Origin of the sequence: Rhodococcus koreensis, from assembly GCF_017068375.1 — a bacterium.
In the GTDB taxonomy this organism is placed as follows: domain Bacteria; phylum Actinomycetota; class Actinomycetes; order Mycobacteriales; family Mycobacteriaceae; genus Rhodococcus_F; species Rhodococcus_F koreensis.
In genome coordinates this window covers 2,705,950-2,725,384 of the sequence record NZ_CP070609.1, presented here as the reverse complement: position 1 = coordinate 2,725,384, position 19,435 = coordinate 2,705,950, and the positions used below count along the sequence as shown (strand labels likewise).

16 protein-coding genes are annotated in these 19,435 nt (G+C 69.3%); 12 read left to right on the top strand and 4 right to left on the bottom strand.

Annotated features, from left to right (window positions below):
• Positions 1 to 11 precede the first annotated feature (11 nt).
• The 10 genes from JWS14_RS12590 (at position 12) to JWS14_RS12545 (ending at position 11,708) form a co-directional block, all read left to right on the top strand.
• Complete coding sequence (locus JWS14_RS12590) at positions 12 to 1,199, top strand: acyl-CoA dehydrogenase family protein (RefSeq protein ID WP_072946326.1); 1,188 nt, start codon at positions 12 to 14, stop codon at positions 1,197 to 1,199.
• A 65-nt stretch (positions 1,200 to 1,264) separates the two neighbouring features.
• Positions 1,265 to 2,305 carry a sugar ABC transporter substrate-binding protein gene (locus JWS14_RS12585; RefSeq protein WP_206015992.1) on the top strand — a complete coding sequence of 347 codons (1,041 nt, stop codon included), beginning with the start codon at positions 1,265 to 1,267 and terminating at the stop codon, positions 2,303 to 2,305.
• A gap of 44 nt (positions 2,306 to 2,349) precedes the next feature.
• Complete coding sequence (locus JWS14_RS12580; protein ID WP_206013368.1) at positions 2,350 to 3,381, top strand: ABC transporter permease; 1,032 nt, start codon at positions 2,350 to 2,352, stop codon at positions 3,379 to 3,381.
• On the top strand, positions 3,378 to 4,895 hold the full coding sequence (locus tag JWS14_RS12575) for a sugar ABC transporter ATP-binding protein (RefSeq protein WP_072946325.1): 1,518 nt from the start codon (positions 3,378 to 3,380) through the stop codon (positions 4,893 to 4,895). The genes JWS14_RS12580 and JWS14_RS12575 overlap by 4 nt, the downstream gene beginning before the upstream one ends.
• Before the next feature lie 5 nt (positions 4,896 to 4,900).
• On the top strand, positions 4,901 to 5,917 hold the full coding sequence (locus JWS14_RS12570; RefSeq protein WP_072946414.1) for an ABC transporter permease: 1,017 nt from the start codon (positions 4,901 to 4,903) through the stop codon (positions 5,915 to 5,917).
• Between the two features lie 34 nt (positions 5,918 to 5,951).
• Entirely contained in the window at positions 5,952 to 7,070 is a 1,119-nt protein-coding gene (locus JWS14_RS12565) for a Zn-dependent alcohol dehydrogenase (RefSeq protein ID WP_095862361.1), read from the top strand.
• A 16-nt stretch (positions 7,071 to 7,086) separates the two neighbouring features.
• Positions 7,087 to 8,598, top strand: a complete 1,512-nt coding sequence (locus tag JWS14_RS12560) for an aldehyde dehydrogenase family protein (protein ID WP_072946323.1) — start codon at positions 7,087 to 7,089, stop codon at positions 8,596 to 8,598.
• Positions 8,595 to 10,199: a GMC family oxidoreductase gene (locus tag JWS14_RS12555; RefSeq protein WP_206013366.1), complete on the top strand. Its 1,605-nt coding sequence runs from the start codon at positions 8,595 to 8,597 to the stop codon at positions 10,197 to 10,199. Before JWS14_RS12560 ends, JWS14_RS12555 begins: the two co-directional genes overlap by 4 nt.
• A 4-nt stretch (positions 10,200 to 10,203) precedes the next feature.
• Complete coding sequence (locus tag JWS14_RS12550; protein WP_206013364.1) at positions 10,204 to 10,695, top strand: hypothetical protein; 492 nt, start codon at positions 10,204 to 10,206, stop codon at positions 10,693 to 10,695.
• Positions 10,692 to 11,708 carry an aldo/keto reductase gene (locus JWS14_RS12545; protein ID WP_206013362.1) on the top strand — a complete coding sequence of 339 codons (1,017 nt, stop codon included), beginning with the start codon at positions 10,692 to 10,694 and terminating at the stop codon, positions 11,706 to 11,708. The genes JWS14_RS12550 and JWS14_RS12545 overlap by 4 nt, the downstream gene beginning before the upstream one ends.
• Before the next feature lie 7 nt (positions 11,709 to 11,715).
• Here JWS14_RS12545 and JWS14_RS12540 read toward each other — a convergent pair whose 3' ends face one another.
• Positions 11,716 to 15,213 carry a serine/threonine-protein kinase gene (locus JWS14_RS12540; RefSeq protein ID WP_206013358.1) on the bottom strand — a complete coding sequence of 1,166 codons (3,498 nt, stop codon included), beginning with the start codon at positions 15,211 to 15,213 and terminating at the stop codon, positions 11,716 to 11,718.
• A gap of 69 nt (positions 15,214 to 15,282) precedes the next feature.
• On the opposite strand from JWS14_RS12540, the gene JWS14_RS12535 reads away from it, so the two are divergent.
• Complete coding sequence (locus JWS14_RS12535; RefSeq protein WP_206013356.1) at positions 15,283 to 15,954, top strand: cyclase family protein; 672 nt, start codon at positions 15,283 to 15,285, stop codon at positions 15,952 to 15,954.
• Positions 15,955 to 15,959: 5 nt separating this feature from the next.
• Here JWS14_RS12535 and JWS14_RS12530 read toward each other — a convergent pair whose 3' ends face one another.
• The 3 genes from JWS14_RS12530 to JWS14_RS12520 are packed head-to-tail and all read right to left on the bottom strand — an operon-like array spanning position 15,960 to position 17,985.
• Entirely contained in the window at positions 15,960 to 16,250 is a 291-nt protein-coding gene (locus JWS14_RS12530; protein WP_072946317.1) for a MoaD/ThiS family protein, read from the bottom strand.
• A complete protein-coding gene (locus JWS14_RS12525; protein ID WP_206013355.1) occupies positions 16,247 to 17,344 on the bottom strand; it encodes a WD40/YVTN/BNR-like repeat-containing protein in 1,098 nt (365 codons plus the stop codon). Before JWS14_RS12525 ends, JWS14_RS12530 begins: the two co-directional genes overlap by 4 nt.
• 53 nt (positions 17,345 to 17,397) lie before the next feature.
• A complete protein-coding gene (locus tag JWS14_RS12520) occupies positions 17,398 to 17,985 on the bottom strand; it encodes a sigma-70 family RNA polymerase sigma factor (protein ID WP_206013353.1) in 588 nt (195 codons plus the stop codon).
• A 169-nt stretch (positions 17,986 to 18,154) separates the two neighbouring features.
• Here JWS14_RS12520 and JWS14_RS12515 point away from each other — a divergent pair, with 169 nt between their 5' ends.
• Complete coding sequence (locus JWS14_RS12515) at positions 18,155 to 19,342, top strand: AAA family ATPase (protein WP_206013351.1); 1,188 nt, start codon at positions 18,155 to 18,157, stop codon at positions 19,340 to 19,342.
• The last annotated feature ends 93 nt before the right edge of the window (positions 19,343 to 19,435 follow it).

The window sequence follows — 19,435 nt, the reverse complement described above, 5'->3', positions numbered from 1 at the left end:
GAGAGAACCACATGCCAACCGGAAACAGTGTCATTCCGTCGTCCGTGCTCGGAACCGACGAACGCAAGCTCGTCGCGGAGTTCGTCGACGAACGGATCCGGCCGGTCGCCGGCGAACTGGACGAGACCGAACGATTCCCCGAAGAGATCTACGCCGAGATGGGCAAGATCGGGCTCTTCGGCATCACCGTGCCCGAGAAGTTCGGCGGATTCGGCGGCACCGCCCTCGACTACCTGTTCGTCATGGAGTCGCTGTCCTACGGTTATGCGTCGGTGGCCGACCAGTGCGGGCTCGTCGAGATCCTCGGCAGCCTGCTCGGCAACTACGGCACCCCCGAGCAGCAGGAGCAGTACCTGCGCCCGATGCTCTCCGCCGAGAAGCGCTGCGCCTACGCGCTCACCGAGCCGGGTTCCGGTTCCGACCTCGGGTCGATCACCACGCGGGCGGTGCGCAGCGGCGACGGCTGGGTGCTCAGCGGCGAGAAGATCTACATCCACAACGCCCCGGTCGCGGACTTCGCGGTCGTGCTCGCCGTCACCGACCCCGAACTGGGGAAGCGCGGTGGCATCTCGGTGTTCCTGGTGGATGTCGACCAGCCCGGCGTCAGCCGCGCCTACCACGAACACAAGATGGGGCAGCGGGCGTCCCAGGTCGGCGGTCTGGTGTTCGACTCCGTCCGGCTGTCGTCCGACGCGCTCCTCGGTGAGGAGGGCAAGGCGTTCGGTTACATGATGAAGGTGCTTGCCAAGGGCCGTCTCGGGATCTCGGGACTGAGCCTCGGCATCAGCCGCGCCGCACTGGACGCCGCCACCCGGCAGTCCCTCGACCGCAGCCAGTTCGGCAAGCCGATCTCCGCCAACCAGGGCATCTCGTTCTCCCTCGCCACCGTGGCCACCGAACTGCGGGCCGGCACCGCGCTGTCGGTCGAGGCGGCGCGGGCCCTCGACACCGGCGCGGCGGACGCCGAGACACTCTGCTCGATGGCCAAGCTGTACGCGTCCGAGGGATGCGTGCGCCACGCCGACGCCGCCGTGCAGGTGTTCGGCGGCAACGGCTTCATCCGCGGGTACGAGGTGGAGCGCCTCTACCGCGACGCCCGCATCACGAAGATCTACGAAGGCACCAGCGAAATGCAGCGGCTCATCATCAGCCGGGCCGTGCTGAAGGGTGCCGCGGGCACCGGCTCGGACGAACGATGACACCGGCGAACCGATCGGTCAGGGCGGCGGCCCGGGCCGTCGGCGTTGCCGCGGCCATCTCCGTCATGGCGAGTTCCGCCGTCGCCTGCTCGACGGGATCGGAACGGACCGAGCGGGAAGGCGCCACCGTCGACCGCGGCGACATGGTGATGGTCTCCGAGGTCCGGTCGCTGACCAACCCGTACGAGGCCGCGTGGGTCCAGGGCAGCCGCGCGTACGCCGAATCGCTGGGGATCGAACTGAAGGTGATCGTCTACGGCGGCGATTCGCAGAACGCGCTGTCGCAGTTGCAGTCTGTGCTCGCCGCGGGAAAGACCGTCCTGCTCAACATCAATCCGAACACGAGCGCCGACACCCCGGCGATCGTGCGTGCCGTGCAGAACAGCGGCGGGTGCGCGGTCACCCAGTGGAGCAAGCCCTCGGACCTGCACCCCTGGGACGTCGGCAACGGGTGGGCGTCCTACGTCGCCTACGACGGGGTCCAGCAGGGCGCCGACACCGGGAAGGCGCTCGTCGATTCGCTCGGCGGCACCGGCGGCGTGATCGCGCTGCAGGGGTTGCTCGCCAACGAGATCAGCCAGACCAGGTTCCAGGGCCTCCAGCAGGCCATGGACGGACAGTCCGGCGTCACCCTGCTCGACGACCAGCCCGCCGACTTCGACCGCAACAAGGCGTACACCACCACGCAGACCCTGCTCAACAAATACGGCGACCAGGTGAACGGCATTTGGGCCGCAACCGATTCCATGGCCCTGGGTGCGCTGCAGGCGGTGCGTGAAGCGGGCCGGGCGGGCGAGATCAAGATCGCCAGCGCCGCGGACGCCACCCCGGAAGGGCTGGGCGCCATCGCCGACGGCGAACTGCTCTCCACCTACACGACCGACCCCTATTTCAACGGAGCGATGGGCCTCGCCATCTGCTACCAGGCCATGACCGGGGAGATCGACGTCGCGTCGCTGCCCCGCGAGAACCGCGAATTCTACGTCGAGCAGTCGCTGATCACCGCGAGCAACGTCGACCGATTCCGCACCGTGCCGAGTGACGAGGAGATCGTGCGGTCCGTGCAGGATCCCTTCTCCCGCATCACCGGCCCGGTCGCCCGGTAACCCCTCACCATTCACGAACCACACAATCTTCCGAAGGAGTGACGATGTCGACGACCGAAATGACGGGGGAGGTGACGACTCCCGCCGAAACTCGCCCGCCCACGCGCACCACCAGACCCCGCGTGCGACGGTTACTGTCCACCGCAGGCCCGCTCACCGCCCTGCTCGGACTGTGCGCCGTGTTCGCCGCACTGGCTCCCGGGTTCGCGACGGCGAGCAACGCGATGGCGATCGTGGAGCAGGCCGCCATTCCCGTGGTCCTCGCGATGGGCGCCACGCTGGTGGTCCTGGTGGGCGGCGTGGACCTGTCGATCGAGGGCGTGATGGCGGCCAGCGGGCTGACGTTCGTCCTGCTCGCCGCGAACAGCGTCAACGGCAACGACCTCGGACTCCTCGCGGTCCTGATCGCGCTGGGCGTCGGTCTGCTCTTCGGGGTGGCCAACGGGGTGCTGCACGTCGTCGCGCGGGTGCCGTCCTTCCTCGTCACCCTGGGAACCTGGTTCGTCGGGCTCGGTGTCGCCACCGTGCTCTTCGGCACCGCCACCCCCCAACTCGCCGACCCGTCGCTCGCCGCCTGGGCGGGTGGCCACTGGCTCGGACTTCCCGTCGTCGTGGTGTTCGCGCTCGCCGCCGTGGCCGTGACAGTGGTGCTGTGCAAGGGAACCCGGCTGGGCATGCACACCTACGCGATCGGCGGCGACGAGTCGACAAGCCGCCTGGCGGGCGTCCCGGTCGGGCGCACCAAGGTCATCCTGTTCGCGGTGGCCGGACTGCTGTCCGCGCTCGGGGGAGTGCTGGCCACCATCCGGCTGGGTGTCGGCGACGTGAGCGTCGGATCGGGAAGCCTGTTCCTCACCCTGTCCGCGGTGGTCGTCGGCGGCACCCTGCTGTCCGGTGGTCGCGGTGGGCCCCTGCACTCCCTGGTGGGTGTGCTGCTCCTCGTGGTCCTCGGCAACGGGCTTCTCCTCTCGGGCGCCAGCCCGTACATCCAGCAGGGCGCGCAGGGACTCATCATCGTGGTCGCGGTGATCGCGACCGGGTGGCCCGCCCGCAGTCGATTGAGGGTCGTGAAATGACATCTCTCCTGGAACTCCGCAACGTCACGAAGAAGTTCGGGCCCAACACCGTCCTCGACGACGTGAGCCTGTCCATCGCTCCGAACGAGGTGGTGGGACTGATCGGCGAGAACGGCGCCGGCAAGTCGACACTGCTCAAGATCCTCGCGGGAGTGCACCGCCAGGACGGCGGCCGGATGGTGCTCGGGGGGCGCGAGGTGAGCTTTTCGAGCCCGGCCGACGCCGCCGGCCACGGGATCGGGGTCGTGCATCAGGAGCAGTCGCTGCTGCCGAACCTCACCGTCGGCCAGAACCTGATCCTCGGGCACGAGGGCGACACCGCCCGTGCCGGATTCCTCCGCCGGCGCCGGATCCGCGCCCGCGCCCAGGACATGTTGTCCGTGGTGGAGTCGACGGTCGACCCCGGTGCGCTCACCGAAACGCTCGGTTTCGCGCAGCGACAGATGGTGGAGGTGGCGCGCGCCGTCGCGTCCAGGCAGTCCGAACACCCGCCGCTCCTCATCCTCGACGAGCCGACATCGGTGCTCGAACCCGAGGATGTCGAGGTGCTCCACCGCCGGGTCACCGCTCTCAAGGAGCGTGGTTCCGTCATCTTCGTCTCGCACCGTCTCGACGAAGTCCTCCGCTTCTCCGACCGCGTGTACGTGCTGCGCGACGGCAAGGTCGTCGGCGAGCGGATCGCCGCGGCGGCAACCGAATCCGAGCTGTACCAGCTGATGATCGGCAAGGGTGCGGCCGAGGAGATCTACTCGTCGGAGCGCAAGCGCGCCGTCTCCCGGACCGGCACGCCTACGCTCTCGGTCCGCGACCTCACGTGTGGCGGCAAGGCGACGGGCGTCTCGCTCGACGTCCACGCCGGCGAGATCGTGTCGGTGGTGGGGGTGGTCGACTCCGGCCGCGAGGAGGTGGCCCGCGCCGTGTTCGGCGCCGTCCCCATTGATTCCGGAACCGTCGAGATCGACGGGCAGCGTTCGGCGCCCCGATCACCGGCGGACGCCGTGCTGTCCGGTGTCGCGTACGTTCCCGCCGAGCGTCGCGTCGAGGGCATGATCGCCGGGGCGACCGTCGCGCAGAACATCGCGACGGTGCATCCGGTGAAGGCGGGCGGCGGCCGCATCTCCTCCGGCGCCCGAGTGCAGGAGACGGCGCGCACCTGGATCGACACACTCGGCATCCGGCCCGCCGACCCCGACGCCGACATCGCGCGACTGTCGGGCGGCAACCAGCAGAAGGCCGTGGTCGCCAAGTGGATCCTGGGCGACGGCCTGAAGGTGCTGGTGCTCGACCACCCCACCCGCGGGCTCGACATCGGCGCGAAGGAAGACCTGTACGCACTGTTCCGCGATCTGTCCGAGCGGGGAGTGGCGATTCTGGTGCTCGCCGACACCCTGGACGAGGCGATCGGCCTCGGCCACCGCGTGATCGTGATGCGCGACGGTGAGATCACCGCCGAGTTCGACTCGCCGCCCGGAAACCCACCCAGCAAACTCCAACTCCTCGAGAAGATGATGTGATCGCCGTGGCAACAGAAACTTTCACCGAGAGGACTTCCGCCGAGACGCGCGCACCCGGGGGTGCGGCGGCCGCGGTGTCCCGGACGACGCGGGACCGGCTGCGCCTGGCGGGACCGTCGGTCGTGCTGGTCGCGCTCGTCCTCCTCGTCGCGCTCGCCGAACCGAACTTCCTGTCCGTGAACGCCCTCGCCGTGGTCTCGGCGCAGGCGGTCCCGATCCTGCTGCTGGGGCTGGGGCAGATGTTCGTCATCCTCACCGGCGGCATCGACCTGTCGGTAGCGGCGCTCGCGTCGCTCGCCACGGTGATCCTGGCGACGGCGATCGGGTCGCTCGGCCCGCTCGCGGTCGTCGTCACCCTCGTGGCGCTCACCCTGATCGGTGCGCTGACCGGTCTGCTGATCGTGTTCGGGCAGGTCCCGTCGTTCGTCGTCTCGCTCGGTGCGCTGGGATTCTGGGGTGCGGTCGCGCTCGTCGCCTCGGGATCGACCACCATCTACATCAGCGAAGGCTACGACGCGATCTTCTGGCTCAGTTCGTGGACGGTGCTCGGACTGCCGATGGCGGTGTGGGCGGGCGTGGCCGCGGTCGCCGCGGTGTTCTGCGCGATGCGGTTCTCGCCGCGGGGCAACGTCTTCCACCTCGTCGGGCTGGGGGAGATCGCGGCGATGATGAGCGGCGTCCGGACCCGGGTCGTCCGGGTCGGAGCCTTCGCCCTGTCCGGCTTCTTCGCGGGAGCCGCGGGTATCGTGTTGTCGGCCCAGCAGCAGAGCGCCGCACCGCAACTCGCGGATTCGCTGCTGCTTCCCGCGATCGCGGCCGTGCTGGTCGGCGGTTGCGCCATCACCGGTGGAATCGGTGGCGCGTGGCGGGTGCTCGTCGGCGCCCTGGTGGTCACCGTCCTCCGGGTGGGCGGTTCGGTGGCCGGCATCGATCCCAGCTTTCAGCAGATCGTGTACGGCGTGGTCGTCATCGTCGCGGTCGCCGTCACGCTCGACCGCAGCCGGCTCTCGATCATCAAATAGGACTCTGTGTGAGTGTGAGATTCGAAGGAGAACGATGAGTACGACGGCACGCGGTGCGGTGATTCACGAAGTGGGCGGCAAGTGGGAGGTCGACGATCTCGTCCTCGCCGAGCCCGGTCCCGGAGAGGTGCGGATCAAGGTGATGGCGTCCGGGCTGTGCCACTCCGACGATCACCTCGTCACCGGCGACATCCCCAACACGCTGCCGCTGGTCGGCGGTCACGAGGGTGCCGGGGTGATCGACGCGGTCGGTCCCGGGGTGACCCGGCTCGCCGTCGGTGATCACGTCGCCACCGCTTACCTCCCCGCCTGCGGAACTTGCGCCTGGTGCGCGCAGGGGATGCAATATATCTGCGATACGGGGGCCGGTATGGAGGCTGGTTTCATGCTCGACGGAACGGCGCGGTTCGCCACACAGTCGGGGCGGCCGATCGGCGCCATGCAGCGCCTCGGCACGTTCGCGAACTACCTCGTCACCTCCCAGGCCCAGGCCGTGAAGATCGACGCGGACATCCCGTTCGACGTGGCCTGTCTCGTCTCGTGCGGGGTTGCGACCGGCTGGGGCTCCACCGTGAACGGCGCGGGCGTCCGTCCCCGGGACACGACGCTGGTCGTCGGGGTCGGCGGTGTGGGGATCAACGCGGTGCAGGGTGCCCACCACGCGGGGGCCGCGCACGTCGTCGCCGTCGACCCGGTGGCGTTCAAACGCGAACGTGCCCTCGAACTCGGCGCCACCCACGCGTACGCGTCGATCGACGAGGCCATGCCGTTCGTCCGCTCGGTCACCAACGGCCAGGGCGCCGACAACGCCGTCGTCACCGTCGGCGTGGTGGACGGTCAGCTGATCGCCGACGCGTTCGGCGCCGTCCGCAAGGAGGGCACCGTCGCGGTCGTCTCGATCGGCCAGAACGCACCGGGGATCCCGATCAGCCCGCTCGAACTGGTGGTCTACGCCAAGCACCTGCGCGGGGTCCTGTTCGGCAACTGCAACCCCACCCGGGACATCCCGGCGCTCCTCGACTACTACAAGTCGGGACGATTGAAGCTCGACGAACTGATCACCAGGCGATACGCCCTGGACCAGGTGAACGACGCCTACGCGGACCTGCACGCAGGGCTCAACCTGCGCGGCGTCCTCATCCACGAACACTGACAAGGAACGGCTCCAGATGTCGACAGTCGAAGCAACACACCTCCGCACCTACGGGCACTTCATCGGTGGCCGGGCGGTGCCCCAGTCGGACACCACGTTCGAGCGGATCAGCCCGGCCGACGGCCGCGTACTCGCGACGTACACCGCGGGCACGCGCGCCGACGCGCTCGACGCCGTCGCCGTCGCCCGCACGGCGTTCGACGAGGGTGAATGGCCGCACTGGACCGCGATGGACCGCGGCCGCGCGCTCCTGCGCTGCGCTGGGCTGATGCGCGAACACGAGGAACACCTCGCCCGCATCGACGCCGAGGAGACCGGCAAGCCGATCACCCTCGCCCGCGGTGACGTCGCGGCGAGCATCGAGTTGTTCGAATACGCGGCGGCCCTGGCCATGACGATGCACGGTGAGGCACACACGGCGCTGGGCGACGACTGCACCGCCATGGTGGTCCGCGAGCCGGCCGGTGTGGTCGGCATGATCATTCCCTGGAACTTCCCACTGCTCCTGCTCGCGCAGAAGCTGCCGTTCGCGCTCGGCGCCGGCTGCACCGCGGTGATCAAGCCCGCGGAGTTCACGTCCGGCACCGCACTCGAACTGGCCCGGTTGCTCACCGAGGCCGGCGTCCCCGACGGCGTGGTGAACGTGGTCACCGGTGCCGGTTCGGTGGTCGGCGCACCCCTCGCGGAGAGCCCGTTCGTCGACATCCTGTCGTTCACCGGGAGCACCGAGACGGGCAAGCGCATCGTGGAGGCGTCCGCGGGCAGCGTCAAGAGGCTGTCGATGGAACTGGGCGGCAAGGCCGCCAGCGTCGTGTTCGCCGACGCAGACCTCGACGACGCCCTCGACGGGGTGCTGTTCGGGGTGTTCTTCAACCAGGGCGAATGCTGCGTGTCGGGCGCCCGGCTCCTGATCCAGGATTCGATCGCGGACGCTTTCCTGAGCCGCCTCGTCGAGGCCGCCGGCCGCATCACGGTGGGCGGTCCGCTCGACGAGGCGAGCGAACTGGGTCCGATGATCGACGCGGGCCACCTCGCGAACGTGCTCGGCCACATCGACGCGGCGCGGCGCGACGGTGCAACCGTCCTGACCGGTGGTGGACGGCTCGACGGCGAGAACTGGGGACGAGGGCATTTCGTCGCTCCCACGATCCTCGACGGCGTCGGCGAAGAATCCGCCGCCTTCCAGGAGGAGATCTTCGGCCCCGTCCTCACCGTCACCCGGTTCAGCGACGTCGACCACGCCATCCGGCTCGCGAACGCCACGGAGTACGGACTGGCCGGGTCGATCTGGACCAAGAACATCGACAAGGCACTGCGGGTGGCCCGCGAGATGCGCAGCGGCCGGGTGTGGGTGAACACCACCATCGACGGCGCCCCGCAACTGCCTGCCGGCGGCATGAAGCAGAGCGGGTTCGGCCGCGAGATGGGCCAGGCCGGCTTCGACGAGTTCACCGACGTCAAGACCATTCAGATCCGCACCGGACCACGCACCCGCGTGTTCCCGAACTGGACCGGAGGCAACCGATGAGTGCAGGCACCTACGACTACGTCATCGCGGGCGGTGGCACGGCGGGCTGTGTGCTCGCCGGGCGGCTGACCGAGGATCCGACGGTTCGGGTTCTCCTGCTCGAGGCCGGCGGCAACGACCGGCATCCGTTCATCCACGTGCCCGCGGGATTCGCGAAACTGACCGCGAGCAAATACGACTGGGGATTCTCGAGTGTCCCCCAGGAGCATTGCAACGGGCGCGTCATCCCGCTCGCTCAGGGCAAGGTCATCGGCGGGGGCGGCTCGATCAACGCCCAGGTGTTCACCCGCGGCGCGCACGAGGACTACGACGAGTGGGCGCTGAAATACGGTTGCGCCGGATGGTCGTTCGACGAGATCCAGAAGTACTTCCTCCGGTCCGAGGACAACGAACGACTGTCGGCGCCGTACCACGGGACCGACGGGCCGCTCGGAGTGTCCGACCCGATCAACCCGCACCCGCTGTCGAAGTCGTTCGTCCAGGCGGGGCAGGAATTCGGCCTGCCGTTCAACGGCGACTTCAACGGCGATCACCAGCACGGTGTCGGCCTCTACCAGACGACCACGAAGAACGCCCGCCGGTGCAGCGCCGCGGTCGGGTACCTCGCACCCGCCAGGAAGCGTCCCAACCTGACGGTGCGGGAGAACGTCGCCGTGTCGCGGGTTCTGCTCGACGGCGGACGCGCCACCGGGATCGAGGTGCTCACCCCGCACGGTGTGGAGACGTTCCGCGCGTCGCGCGAGGTGCTCGTCGCCGCCGGCGCGTTCGGATCGCCGAAGATCCTGCAGCTGTCCGGGATCGGGCACCCGGACGATCTGCGGGACGCGAATGTCGAGGTGGCCCATTCCCTTCCGGGGGTCGGCCGGAACCTGCACGATCACTGCGATCTCGACGTCATCTACGAACTCCGCGAGTACCAGAGTCTCGACCGCCTGAACCTGATCCGTCCGGCCACGGCCAAGGCGGGACTCGAGTACGCCGCCTTCCGGCGGGGCCCGCTGGCGTCGACGGTCGTCGAGGCCGGTGGGTTCAGCTTCGGGCACGCGCAGGAGTCGATCCCGGACCTGCAGTTCCACTTCCTGCCCGCCGCCGGCGTCGAGGCAGGCGTCGCGGCGGTCCGCCCGGGGTACGGCTGCACCCTGAACTCGTACGCGCTGCGGCCGGAGAGCCGCGGTACCGTGAAGATCAGGTCGAACGATCCCACCGCCCAGCCGCTGATCGACCCGAACTTCCTCGCCACCGACTTCGACCTCGAGTCGAGCATCGAGGGGCTGCGGCAGAGCCGGGAGATCATGGCGCAGTCGTCGATGGCCCGGCACATCAAGGCGGAGCACCTGGCAGGCGGCCTGTCGGTGAACACCAAGGACGACTACGTGAAGTTCGTTCGCGCGTACGGCCGCACCTCGTACCACCCGGTCGGCACGTGCGCGATGGGCGTCGGCGACGACGCCGTGGTCTCACCGGAACTGAAGGTGAGGGGCATCGAGGGTCTGCGGGTGGTCGACTCGTCCGTCATGCCGCGGATCGTCAGCTCCAACACGCAGGCTCCCACCGTGATGATCGCCGAGAAGGCCGTCGATCTGATCCGTGGGGAAGGATGACCGGATGACCACATTTTCCGGACTGACCGCAGACGTCGCCCGTGAGGCCGTCGAACTCGCCCTCCCGTCGATCGAGAACCTGTCCCACGGAAGCCCGGGGCACCTCGTCGTGCTCCGGCCGGGCGTCGCCCCGTCCGCCGATGCGGAGTTGCCCGTCATCTACCGCCGCAGCTGGGGTGAGAAGAAGGACTGGCGAGGGCCGTACGACGCGATCGCCGAGTCGAAGGCGCGGATCAGCTGGACCACCGGACTGCCCTCGCACGCCGTGCAGCAGCTGCACCCGTACCTCTACCAGCAGGGGTGGACCAAATGGGGTGGCAGCGCCGTGGGCGAGGGCGGGCTCGTCGTGGCGTACAGCGGCGACAAGTGGTTCCACGACCAGTTCTACTCGGAGCTCGTCGTTTCGGCGATCAAGGTGGTGTGCCTCCGCGAGATGGACGCCGTGCTGCGCGACCCGGGCACCCTGTTCCTCGGCAACGGAAGTGAGAATCCATGAAGGTGAACGACACTCGGAGATTCGGGCGCGCCGGCTTCGGCGTCACCCTCCTCGGCTACGGCGGTGCGCCCATCGGCAACATCTTCCGGCCGATCCCCGAGGTGGACGCCCAGGCGCAGATCGCCGAGACGTGGAACATGGGTGTGCGGTCGTTCGACACCGCACCCATGTACGGGCACGGACTGTCCGAGCACCGATTGGGCCACGCACTGCTGACGGAGGACCGCGAAGGCTACGTGTTGTCCACGAAGGTCGGGCGCACGCTGACACCCGCGGCGCGTGGGTCGTTCGACACCGGGATCTGGGTGGACACCCCGCCGTTCCGGGCCGACTTCGACTACTCGTACGACGCGGTCCTGCGGCAGGTGGAGGACAGTCTGCAGCGCATGTGCCAGGACCGGTTCGACATCCTCTACGTGCACGACGTCGACCGGTACACGCACGGCGACGCCCAGCCCGCGCGGTTCGCGGAGGCGCTCGCGGGTGCGTTTCCCGCACTGATCCGGTTGCGGGACGAGGGTGTGGTCCGGGCGATCGGTATCGGGGTCAACGAGGCCGACGTCTGCGTCGACGCCCTCGAACGCGTCGACCTCGACTGCGTCCTCCTCGCGGGAAGATACACACTGCTCGAGCAGGATCCGGTGAAGGGCCTGCTGCCCCTCGCCGCGGAACGCGACGTCGCGATCGTGCTCGGCGGTGTGTTCAACTCGGGTGTCCTGGCCACCGGCGCGGTGCCCGGCGCCAAGTTCAACTACCAGCCGGCGCCGGAAGAGGTGCTCGGCCGGGTACGCGACTTCGAGAAGTTCTGCGCGCGCCACGGGGTTCCGTTGGCGGCCGCGTCGATTCAGTTCGCGGCCGCGCATCCCGCGGTGCGGGAACTCCTGCTGGGCGCCAGGAGCTGCGACCAGTTGCGGCAGAACGCGGCCTGGCTCGAACACCCGATCCCGGCCGAATTCTGGCAAGACCTGCGCGCTGCGGGGCTGATCCGGGAGGAGGCGCCCACCCCGACCTGACCGCCGGTCACATCGTGTACGGAGACGTCGAGTTCTGCAGTTCCTCCAGGAAGTCGGAGGGGACCGTCGGCCGGTCCGGGGGCCAGTCGCCGGCCAGTTGATCGGCCCGCAGATCCGCGACCAGTGCGACGACGAAGGGCCCGCCGTCGGGAAGTACCCGGTGGAGTCCGCGCGCCGCGCAGATCGAGGCGATGGACGCGAGTGCCTGCTTCGCCTCGTCTTCGCGGCCCGCCGCGGCGAGGCACGCCACCCGGAGGCGTTCGGCCAGCAGGTGGCCGCGGTTGCGGCCGGTGCCTGCCAGCCGGTCGGTCCACTCCTGCGTCCACTCGCACGCCGTCTCGATGTTCTCGCGGGCCCCGGTGGCGAGCAGCATCCGGACCGCGGTGGCCTCCTCCACCTGCGCGACGATCTCGTCGATGCCCGCGACCGGGCGCCGCCGGTTCTCGTAGCGGACCGGGTCCGGTGCGCCGAGGGTCGGATGCGGGGCGATCCCGAGTCGCCGGCGTTCGTTCTCGACGCGGGCCCGCAGGCGGGCGAGGGAGAAGGTCCCGGCCACCTCGAGTCCGGCGTGGAGGCGTTTCGTCGCTTCCTCCCGGTCGCCGCGCAGCGCCTTGACGTGCGCTCCGGAGACGAAGCGGGCGACCTTGAAGTCCACCCCGCCGGTCTCGATAGCCAGGGTGTATCCGTCGTCGAGGAGACGCTCCGCCTCCTCGACGTCCCCGCGTTCGTAGAGCACCTCACCGAGCAGCGACCCCGCGAGCCGGGCGGACGGTGCGCGCGGCCCGCCCAGTTTCCGGCCTGCGCGGCGGGCGCGCCGGAAACGGTCGACGGCATCGTCGATGTCGAGTTGCTCGTACGATGCGACACCCAGATAGCTCTGGCCGTGAACGACGTTGTGCGGTCCCTTGTTCCGCTCGTAGAAGGGCCGCGCGACCTCCTGGATCCTGCGCACTTCCGCGAAGTCGAAGCGGTACACGGCGGCGAACGTGGTGACGTTGAACGCGGCGCACACCACCCACGGGTGCAGCGACTCCGGCCGGGCGAGGCAGTCGCCGACGAGTTCGTCGATCCGTTCGGTGCGGTCGTTGCGCAGTTCCGCCACGGCACGCACGACGCCCGCCTCCGCCCGCAGATCCGCCGTGTCGCCCGCGCTCGCGTCGCCGTGGGCGAGCGCCCGTTCGGCTCGTTCGAGTGCCCGTTCGGCGGCCGTGGTCCGGTTCGCCATCGCGTTCGCCCACGCCGTCGTGACCTGCAGCCGGGCGCTCGCGGCGACGAGACCCGGCGGCAGCATGTCGACCACCGCGGACAACGTCGCCGACTGCGACTGCTCGAGCAGCAACAACCCGTCGGCCTCGACGAGTTCCACGGCACGTTGCTCTTCGCCGCCGGCGAGGGCGTGCTCGACGGCTTCGCGGAGCAGGCTGTGGTCGCAGAACCAGCGGGACGCGGCGCGGTGCAGTTCCCGGATGCGGTCGGGCTGGTCGCGTTCGAGCCTGCGGCGCAGGAACTCGGCGAACAGGGTGTGGTAGCGGAACCACGTTCGCTCGTCGTCGATGTGGCGCAGGAACAGGTCCCGGTCCTCGGCCGCCTCGAGCAACGCCTGCCCACGGGCGGTGCCTGCGAGCGTGCCCGCGAGACTGCCGCACGTGCGTTCGGTGATCGAGGTGGCCAGCAGGAAGTCGAGCATCTCGGGTTCGAGGGTATCGAGGACGTTCTCGGCGAGGAATTCGCCGATCGCGTGGTGGCGCCCGGACAGTCCGGCGATCAGCTCCGACGGATCGGCCCGCCCGCGCAGCGACAGCGACGCCAGTTGCAGCGCCGCCACCCAGCCGTCCGTGGAGTCGCGGAGTTCGGTGACGTCCTCGCTGTCGAGGGGCAGGCCGCCGAGGTCGACGAGGAACGACTGTGCCTCGGAATCGTCGAAACGCAGTTCCGAATAATCGATTTCGACGAGTTCGTCCTTGACCCGCATCCGGCTCATCGGCAACCCGGCCCGGGTCCGGCTCGTCACCACGACCTGAAGGTGGTGGCATCCGTTGTCGAGGAGGAACTCCAGGGCGGCGATCGTCGCGGGTTCCGACACCCGCTGCCAGTCGTCGATGATCAGGGCGATCCGTTCGCCGCTCTCGTGGATCTGGTTGACGAGCGAGGTGAGCACGTACCGTTCGGCCTCGTCGTCGTGCTCCTCGAGGACTTGGCCGAGTTCCTTCGCCAGGTTGGGGCGCACGCGGCGGATCGCCTCGATGAGGTGCGCGACGAACCACACCACGTTGTCGTCGTCGCTGTCGACGGTCAGCCACGCGACCGCGACCCCCTCGTCGGCGAGGACGTTCCGCCACTGGGCGGCGAGGGTGCTCTTGCCGAATCCGGTGGGACCGTGGATCACGGTCAGCAGGCGACGGCGGCCGGCCCGCAGCAGGTCGATCAGCCGGCCGCGCTCCACGAGTTGCCGGGTCGCGGCGGGCGGCCGGAACCGGGTGGCAGGTGCGGGCGGCGGCGTCGACGTATATTTCGCCCTTCCGGTCGTGGAGGTCCGGAACGGACCGGAGACGGTCGAGACCGTGCCGTGCGAGGGGTCCTCGCCGTGATGGACACCGGGGTCGACGGGCATCGCCATCTCGTCCACGGCCAGACCGTGGTGGCGCTCGACCTCCCGCAGTTCGTCTCCGAAGGCGGCGGCGGACGCGGGGCGATCTTCCGGTTTCCCGGCCATCGCCCGCTGGATCACGGCGCTGAGGTCCTCGGGGAATCCCTCGCTGCGCAGGTCCGGGACGGGCTGGGTGGTGATGCGCAGGAACTGCGCGATCACCTCCTCGCCGTTGTGCCGTTCGAACGCGGCGTGCCCGGTGATCGCGCTGAACAGGGTCGCGCCGAGGCTGTACACGTCGGACGCGGCGGTCGGGGTCCGCCCCGACAGCACCTCCGGCGCGGTGAACGCGGGGGACCCGGTGACGGTGCCCGCCGTCGTCTCGAACGCCCCCGACATCCGGGCGATCCCGAAATCGGTGAGTTGGGGTTCGCCGTACTCCGTGAGCAGGATGTTTCCCGGTTTGACGTCCCGGTGGAGAATGCCGACCCGGTGCGCCGTTTCGAGGGCGCCGGCGAGTTTCACCCCGATGCGCACGGCGTCGCTCCAGGGGATGGGACCGCGCCGCCGGATCTGCGCGTCCAGCGAATCGTGGGGGTGGTACTGCATCACGATGTACGGCCTGCCGGTGTCGGTGGTCCCGACCTGCATGATGTTGACGATGTGCGGGTGGCCGCTCAGCCTGCCCATGGCGCGCTGCTCCCGCAGGAAGCGCTCGAGGTTCTCGGCGTCGAGCGCGGAGGTGAGAACCTTCACCGCCACCGTGCGGTCGAGTTCCGGTTGCGCGCACCGATATACCACCCCGAACCCACCGTGCCCGATCTCCTTGGCGTCCTCCAGCCCGACCGCGGACAGCTCGGCCGTGAAGGTCGCAGACACCGACTCACGCTGGGTGGCGAGCGGGTCGAAATCGGTCATGCCACCACCTCTTCGCTCGCCATCGAGCATATCGCGGCAGGGGTGACGCCGAGGCCGGACAATCGAGCGATGCCACACGTGCGGAAAGTCGTGGATCTGTCCCACACCATCGGGCCCGGGATGCAGGTGTATCCCGGCGACCCGGTGCCGACCCTGATCCGGCACTGCACCCTCGAGCGCGACGGCTACAACGTCCTGGACGTCCGGATCGGTTCGCAGTCCGGGACGCACGTCGACGCCCCGGCGCATCTGAAGGCGGGGGCGGCGACCATCGACCTGCTGGCGCCGGAGTTGTTCGTCGGCCGCGGCGTCGTGTTCGACGTGCGCGGGGTCGGTGCGCGGCAGCGGATCACCCCGGACCTGATCGGGTCCCGGACGGACGACGTGCGGCCGGGCGACATCGCCGTGTTCCATACCGGGTGGTCTCGCCTTTACGGCACGGATGCCTATTACACGCATCCGTTCCTGGACCCCGCGCTGTGCGCACTGCTGCTCGACCGGGGAGTGCGGACGTTCTGCCTCGACGCCCCGAGCGTCGACGAGACACCGGACGATGAGCACACCGATGCCGGATATCCGGTTCACCATCTGATCGCCGACGCAGGCGGCGTGATCGGCGAGAACCTGTGCCGGCTCGACCGGATCGACTTCCCCGACCCGCTCGTCAGCCTCCTACCGATCGCGCTGGAGGCCGGCGACGGAGCCCCCACCCGGGCCGTGGCGATGCACCTGGCCGACTAACGTGCTCAACCACCGGCGACGGACTGCAGAATCTGCAGTTCCTGCCCGGGGGTCACCGCGGTGCCGACGCCGCCGAGGAGCCGGACGTCCTCGCCGTCCACGTAGACGTTGACGTACCGCCGCAGGGCGCCGGTCTCGTCCCGAATCCGGCGGCCGAGAATCGGGAACTCTCCCGCCAGGACGTCGAGCACCTGGGAGACCGTCGAAGCGGAGTCGAGGGGCACGTGCACGGAGCGCTCCCCGCCGACGATCGACGCCAGCGCCCGCGGAACCCGAACGGTGACACCCTCGCTCATGATTCGATCACCGCGGCCCGCACGCACAGCACGTCGGGCAGGTGCGCCGCCACCGTGCGGAAGGTTGCGCCCTCGTCGGCGCTCCCGTAGACCTCGCCGCCGCGCGTGCCGAAATACACGCCGACCGGGTCGGCGGTGTCCACGGCGGCGGCGTCGCGGAGCACCACGTTGTAGTCGCGGTCCGGCAGCCCGCTGTCGAGGCGCGTCCAGCTGTTCCCGGCGTCGTCGCTCCGGTAGACGGCCGGCCGGCCGTCGGGCGGGATGCGTTCACCGTCCGCCTCGATCGGAACCACCCACACCGTTCCCTCGCGGCGGGGATGGGTGAGCATCACGAACCCGAAGTCCGTCGGCAGTCCGTCCGCGATCGACTTCCACGTGTCGCCGCTGTCGTCGGAGCGGTAGACCCCGTGATGGTTCTGGGCGTACAACCGGTCGGGGACGACGCCGTCGCGGGCGATCTTGTGGACGCACTGGCCGAACTCCGGGTTCGGGTCCGGGAGGAAGTAGGCGGTGATCCCGGTGTTGCGCGGCTCCCAGGACACACCCCCGTCCGTGGTGCGGTACACGCCTCCGGTGCTCATCGCGACGTGCACGGTGTTCTCGTCCTGCGGATGCGGGACGACGGAATGCGCTGCGGCGCCGCCGTATCCGGCCCCCCACTCGGGCCGGTGCGGATGGTCCCACAGTCCGCGTTCGAGGTCGAAATGCTCGCCGCCGTCGACCGACCGCCACACCGAGATGGGCTCACACCCCGCCCACACGACACCGGGACGGTTGTCCGTGTCGGGCCGGATCTGCCACACCCGCTCGAGTGCGGCGCCGTCGCCGTCGCCGAAGTGGATGGCGCCGTGGTCCGGTTCGGTCCAGGTGGCGCCCAGATCGTCGGAATGTGCGACGGTCGGACCCCAGTGTTCGGACCGGACCCCGACCAGGATGCGGGTGCGTCCACTCCGTGTGTCGATCCCGATGCTCGGAATCTCGTTCATCAGGAAATGCGGGCCTGACAGCGACCAGGTGTCGCGGTCGCAGCTGGTGGCGAGCCACAGGCCCTTCTTCGTTCCGATCGCGAGCAGGACGGTGTCGGCTGCGCTCATGAATCCATCGGACCACTCGGTCCGCCGGATGGCAACGACCGGGCGGGAACCTCTCAGCGCGAGGGTCCGTGCCCGATCCGCGCCCGCAGGTGGCTCAGTGCCCGGTGCTGCGCGACGCGGACGGCGCCCGGTGTGGTGTCCAGGACTCGCGCGGTCTGTTCGGCCGACATTCCCACGATGACGCGCATGAAGAGGATCTGCTGGTGCCGGACCGGGAGGGTCTCGACGAGCAGTCCCATCTCGCCGCGCAGTTCGTCGCGCAGGACGTGATGCTCGGGGCTGTCCTCGACGTCCACCACGTGATGCGCCGCGGCGGCGCGCGCGGTCGGCGGTACGGACATCCGGGTGGCGCGTCGCCGCGCGTCGGACACCTTGTGTGCGGCGATGCCGAAGATGAACGACAGCAACGACTTTCCCTGGTTCTGATACGTCCGCAGGGCGCTCATCAACGCGAGGCACACGTCCTGGGTGACGTCGTCGGCGGTCGTGTGCGGGTGATCCACCGATTCGAGCCGGGTGGTGCAGTAGCGGTGCACGAGCGGGTGCGCAATGCGGAGAACCTCTTCGACGGCGTCTTCGTCGCCCGTCGCTGCGTACGGCGCGAGTCGTTCCAACTCGGCTCTGGCGTCCAATTCGATCATGGTGTTCTCCCTGTTCCTGCGGCTGTATCCAGCCTCGGGGGAACACGCGATCGTCGATAGGCACCGCAGGGTGCGGAAGTCACCACCCCGGCTACGACTTCATAGCGGGATCTAGGACACGCGCTAGATGAGCGCAGATTCGGCAACAGAGGTTGTTACCTTCGTGGTCATGGACCCTGTCCGTAACCCCTATGCACCCGGCGCGGGGCAACGCCCGCCGGAGCTCGCGGGACGAACCAGGCAGCTCGACGCGTTCGACGTGGTGCTCGAGCGGATCGCGCGCGCTCGACCGGAACGCAGTGTGATGCTGACGGGTCTGCGCGGGGTCGGGAAGACGGTCCTGCTGAACCACCTGCGGTCGGCCGCCATCTCTCGGCGGTGGGGAACCGGGAAGATCGAGGCCCGCCCCGATCAGGATCTGCGGCGGCCGTTGTCTTCGGCGTTGCACATGGCGATTCGGGAGATCGCGGGCTCGCACCGCGACCCCGACCGGGTGGAGGAGTTCCTCGGCGTCCTGAAGTCGTTCGCCCTGCGTGCGACAGCCGACAAGGGCATGCGGGAGCGGTGGCAACCGGGGATCGACGCGCCCGCGGTGAAGGGTCGCGCCGATTCCGGGGACATCGAGATCGATCTGGTGGAATTGCTGCTCGACGCGTCGTCCCTGGCCCGCGACGTCGGGGTCGGGATCGCACTGTTCATCGACGAGATGCAGGACCTCGGCGCCGCGGACGTCTCCGCGGTGTGCGGGGCCTGCCACGAACTCAGCCAGGACGCGGCCCCGCTGATCGTGGTCGGCGCCGGACTGCCGCACCTGCCCGCGGTGCTGTCGGCGTCCAAGAGCTATTCGGAGCGGTTGTTCAGCTACCACCGCATCGACCGGCTGGACCGGGTGTCCGCGGACCGGGCGCTGATCGCGCCCGCCGAGCGCGAGGACGTGAAGTTCACCGACGAGGCGCTCGACGCGTTGTACGCGGCGGCCGACGGCTACCCCTACTTCGTCCAGGCGTATGGCAAGGCGACGTGGGACGTGGCCGCGGCGACGCCGATCACGGAGGAGGACGTGCGGGTGGCCGAGCCGACCGCGGAGGAAGAACTGGCGGTCGGGTTCTTCGGTTCGCGGTACGAGCGCGCGACGCCGGCCGAGCGGGAGTACATGCGTGCGATGGCCGATCTCTCCGGGGACGACGGCCCGGTCGCGACGGCGGCGATCGCGTCCGAACTAGGCCGCAAACCCGCGTCGCTGTCACCGGCGCGGGACGGGCTGATCAAGAAGGGCCTGATCTATTCGGCCGAGCGCGGGTCGATCGGATTCACCGTGCCGCACTTCGGCAGATATCTGCGTGCGCAGAACGACTAGCAGAATCTAGCTCTCTCTACGGATTTCAGTAGAGAATCGAAGATTGTCCTGTCGAGTCCCGGACGTGTGGTTCGGGCGCTGGCCCTCGCCGTG

Coding starts and splice junctions, on each gene's coding strand:
- JWS14_RS12590 (WP_072946326.1), top strand. CDS start 12: ATGCCAACCGGAAACAGTGTCATTCCGTCGTCCGTGCTCGGAACCGAC.
- JWS14_RS12585 (WP_206015992.1), top strand. CDS start 1,265: ATGGCGAGTTCCGCCGTCGCCTGCTCGACGGGATCGGAACGGACCGAG.
- JWS14_RS12580 (WP_206013368.1), top strand. CDS start 2,350: ATGTCGACGACCGAAATGACGGGGGAGGTGACGACTCCCGCCGAAACT.
- JWS14_RS12575 (WP_072946325.1), top strand. CDS start 3,378: ATGACATCTCTCCTGGAACTCCGCAACGTCACGAAGAAGTTCGGGCCC.
- JWS14_RS12565 (WP_095862361.1), top strand. CDS start 5,952: ATGAGTACGACGGCACGCGGTGCGGTGATTCACGAAGTGGGCGGCAAG.
- JWS14_RS12560 (WP_072946323.1), top strand. CDS start 7,087: ATGTCGACAGTCGAAGCAACACACCTCCGCACCTACGGGCACTTCATC.
- JWS14_RS12555 (WP_206013366.1), top strand. CDS start 8,595: ATGAGTGCAGGCACCTACGACTACGTCATCGCGGGCGGTGGCACGGCG.
- JWS14_RS12550 (WP_206013364.1), top strand. CDS start 10,204: ATGACCACATTTTCCGGACTGACCGCAGACGTCGCCCGTGAGGCCGTC.
- JWS14_RS12545 (WP_206013362.1), top strand. CDS start 10,692: ATGAAGGTGAACGACACTCGGAGATTCGGGCGCGCCGGCTTCGGCGTC.
- JWS14_RS12540 (WP_206013358.1), bottom strand. CDS start 15,213: ATGACCGATTTCGACCCGCTCGCCACCCAGCGTGAGTCGGTGTCTGCG.
- JWS14_RS12535 (WP_206013356.1), top strand. CDS start 15,283: ATGCCACACGTGCGGAAAGTCGTGGATCTGTCCCACACCATCGGGCCC.
- JWS14_RS12530 (WP_072946317.1), bottom strand. CDS start 16,250: ATGAGCGAGGGTGTCACCGTTCGGGTTCCGCGGGCGCTGGCGTCGATC.
- JWS14_RS12525 (WP_206013355.1), bottom strand. CDS start 17,344: ATGAGCGCAGCCGACACCGTCCTGCTCGCGATCGGAACGAAGAAGGGC.
- JWS14_RS12520 (WP_206013353.1), bottom strand. CDS start 17,985: ATGATCGAATTGGACGCCAGAGCCGAGTTGGAACGACTCGCGCCGTAC.
- JWS14_RS12515 (WP_206013351.1), top strand. CDS start 18,155: ATGGACCCTGTCCGTAACCCCTATGCACCCGGCGCGGGGCAACGCCCG.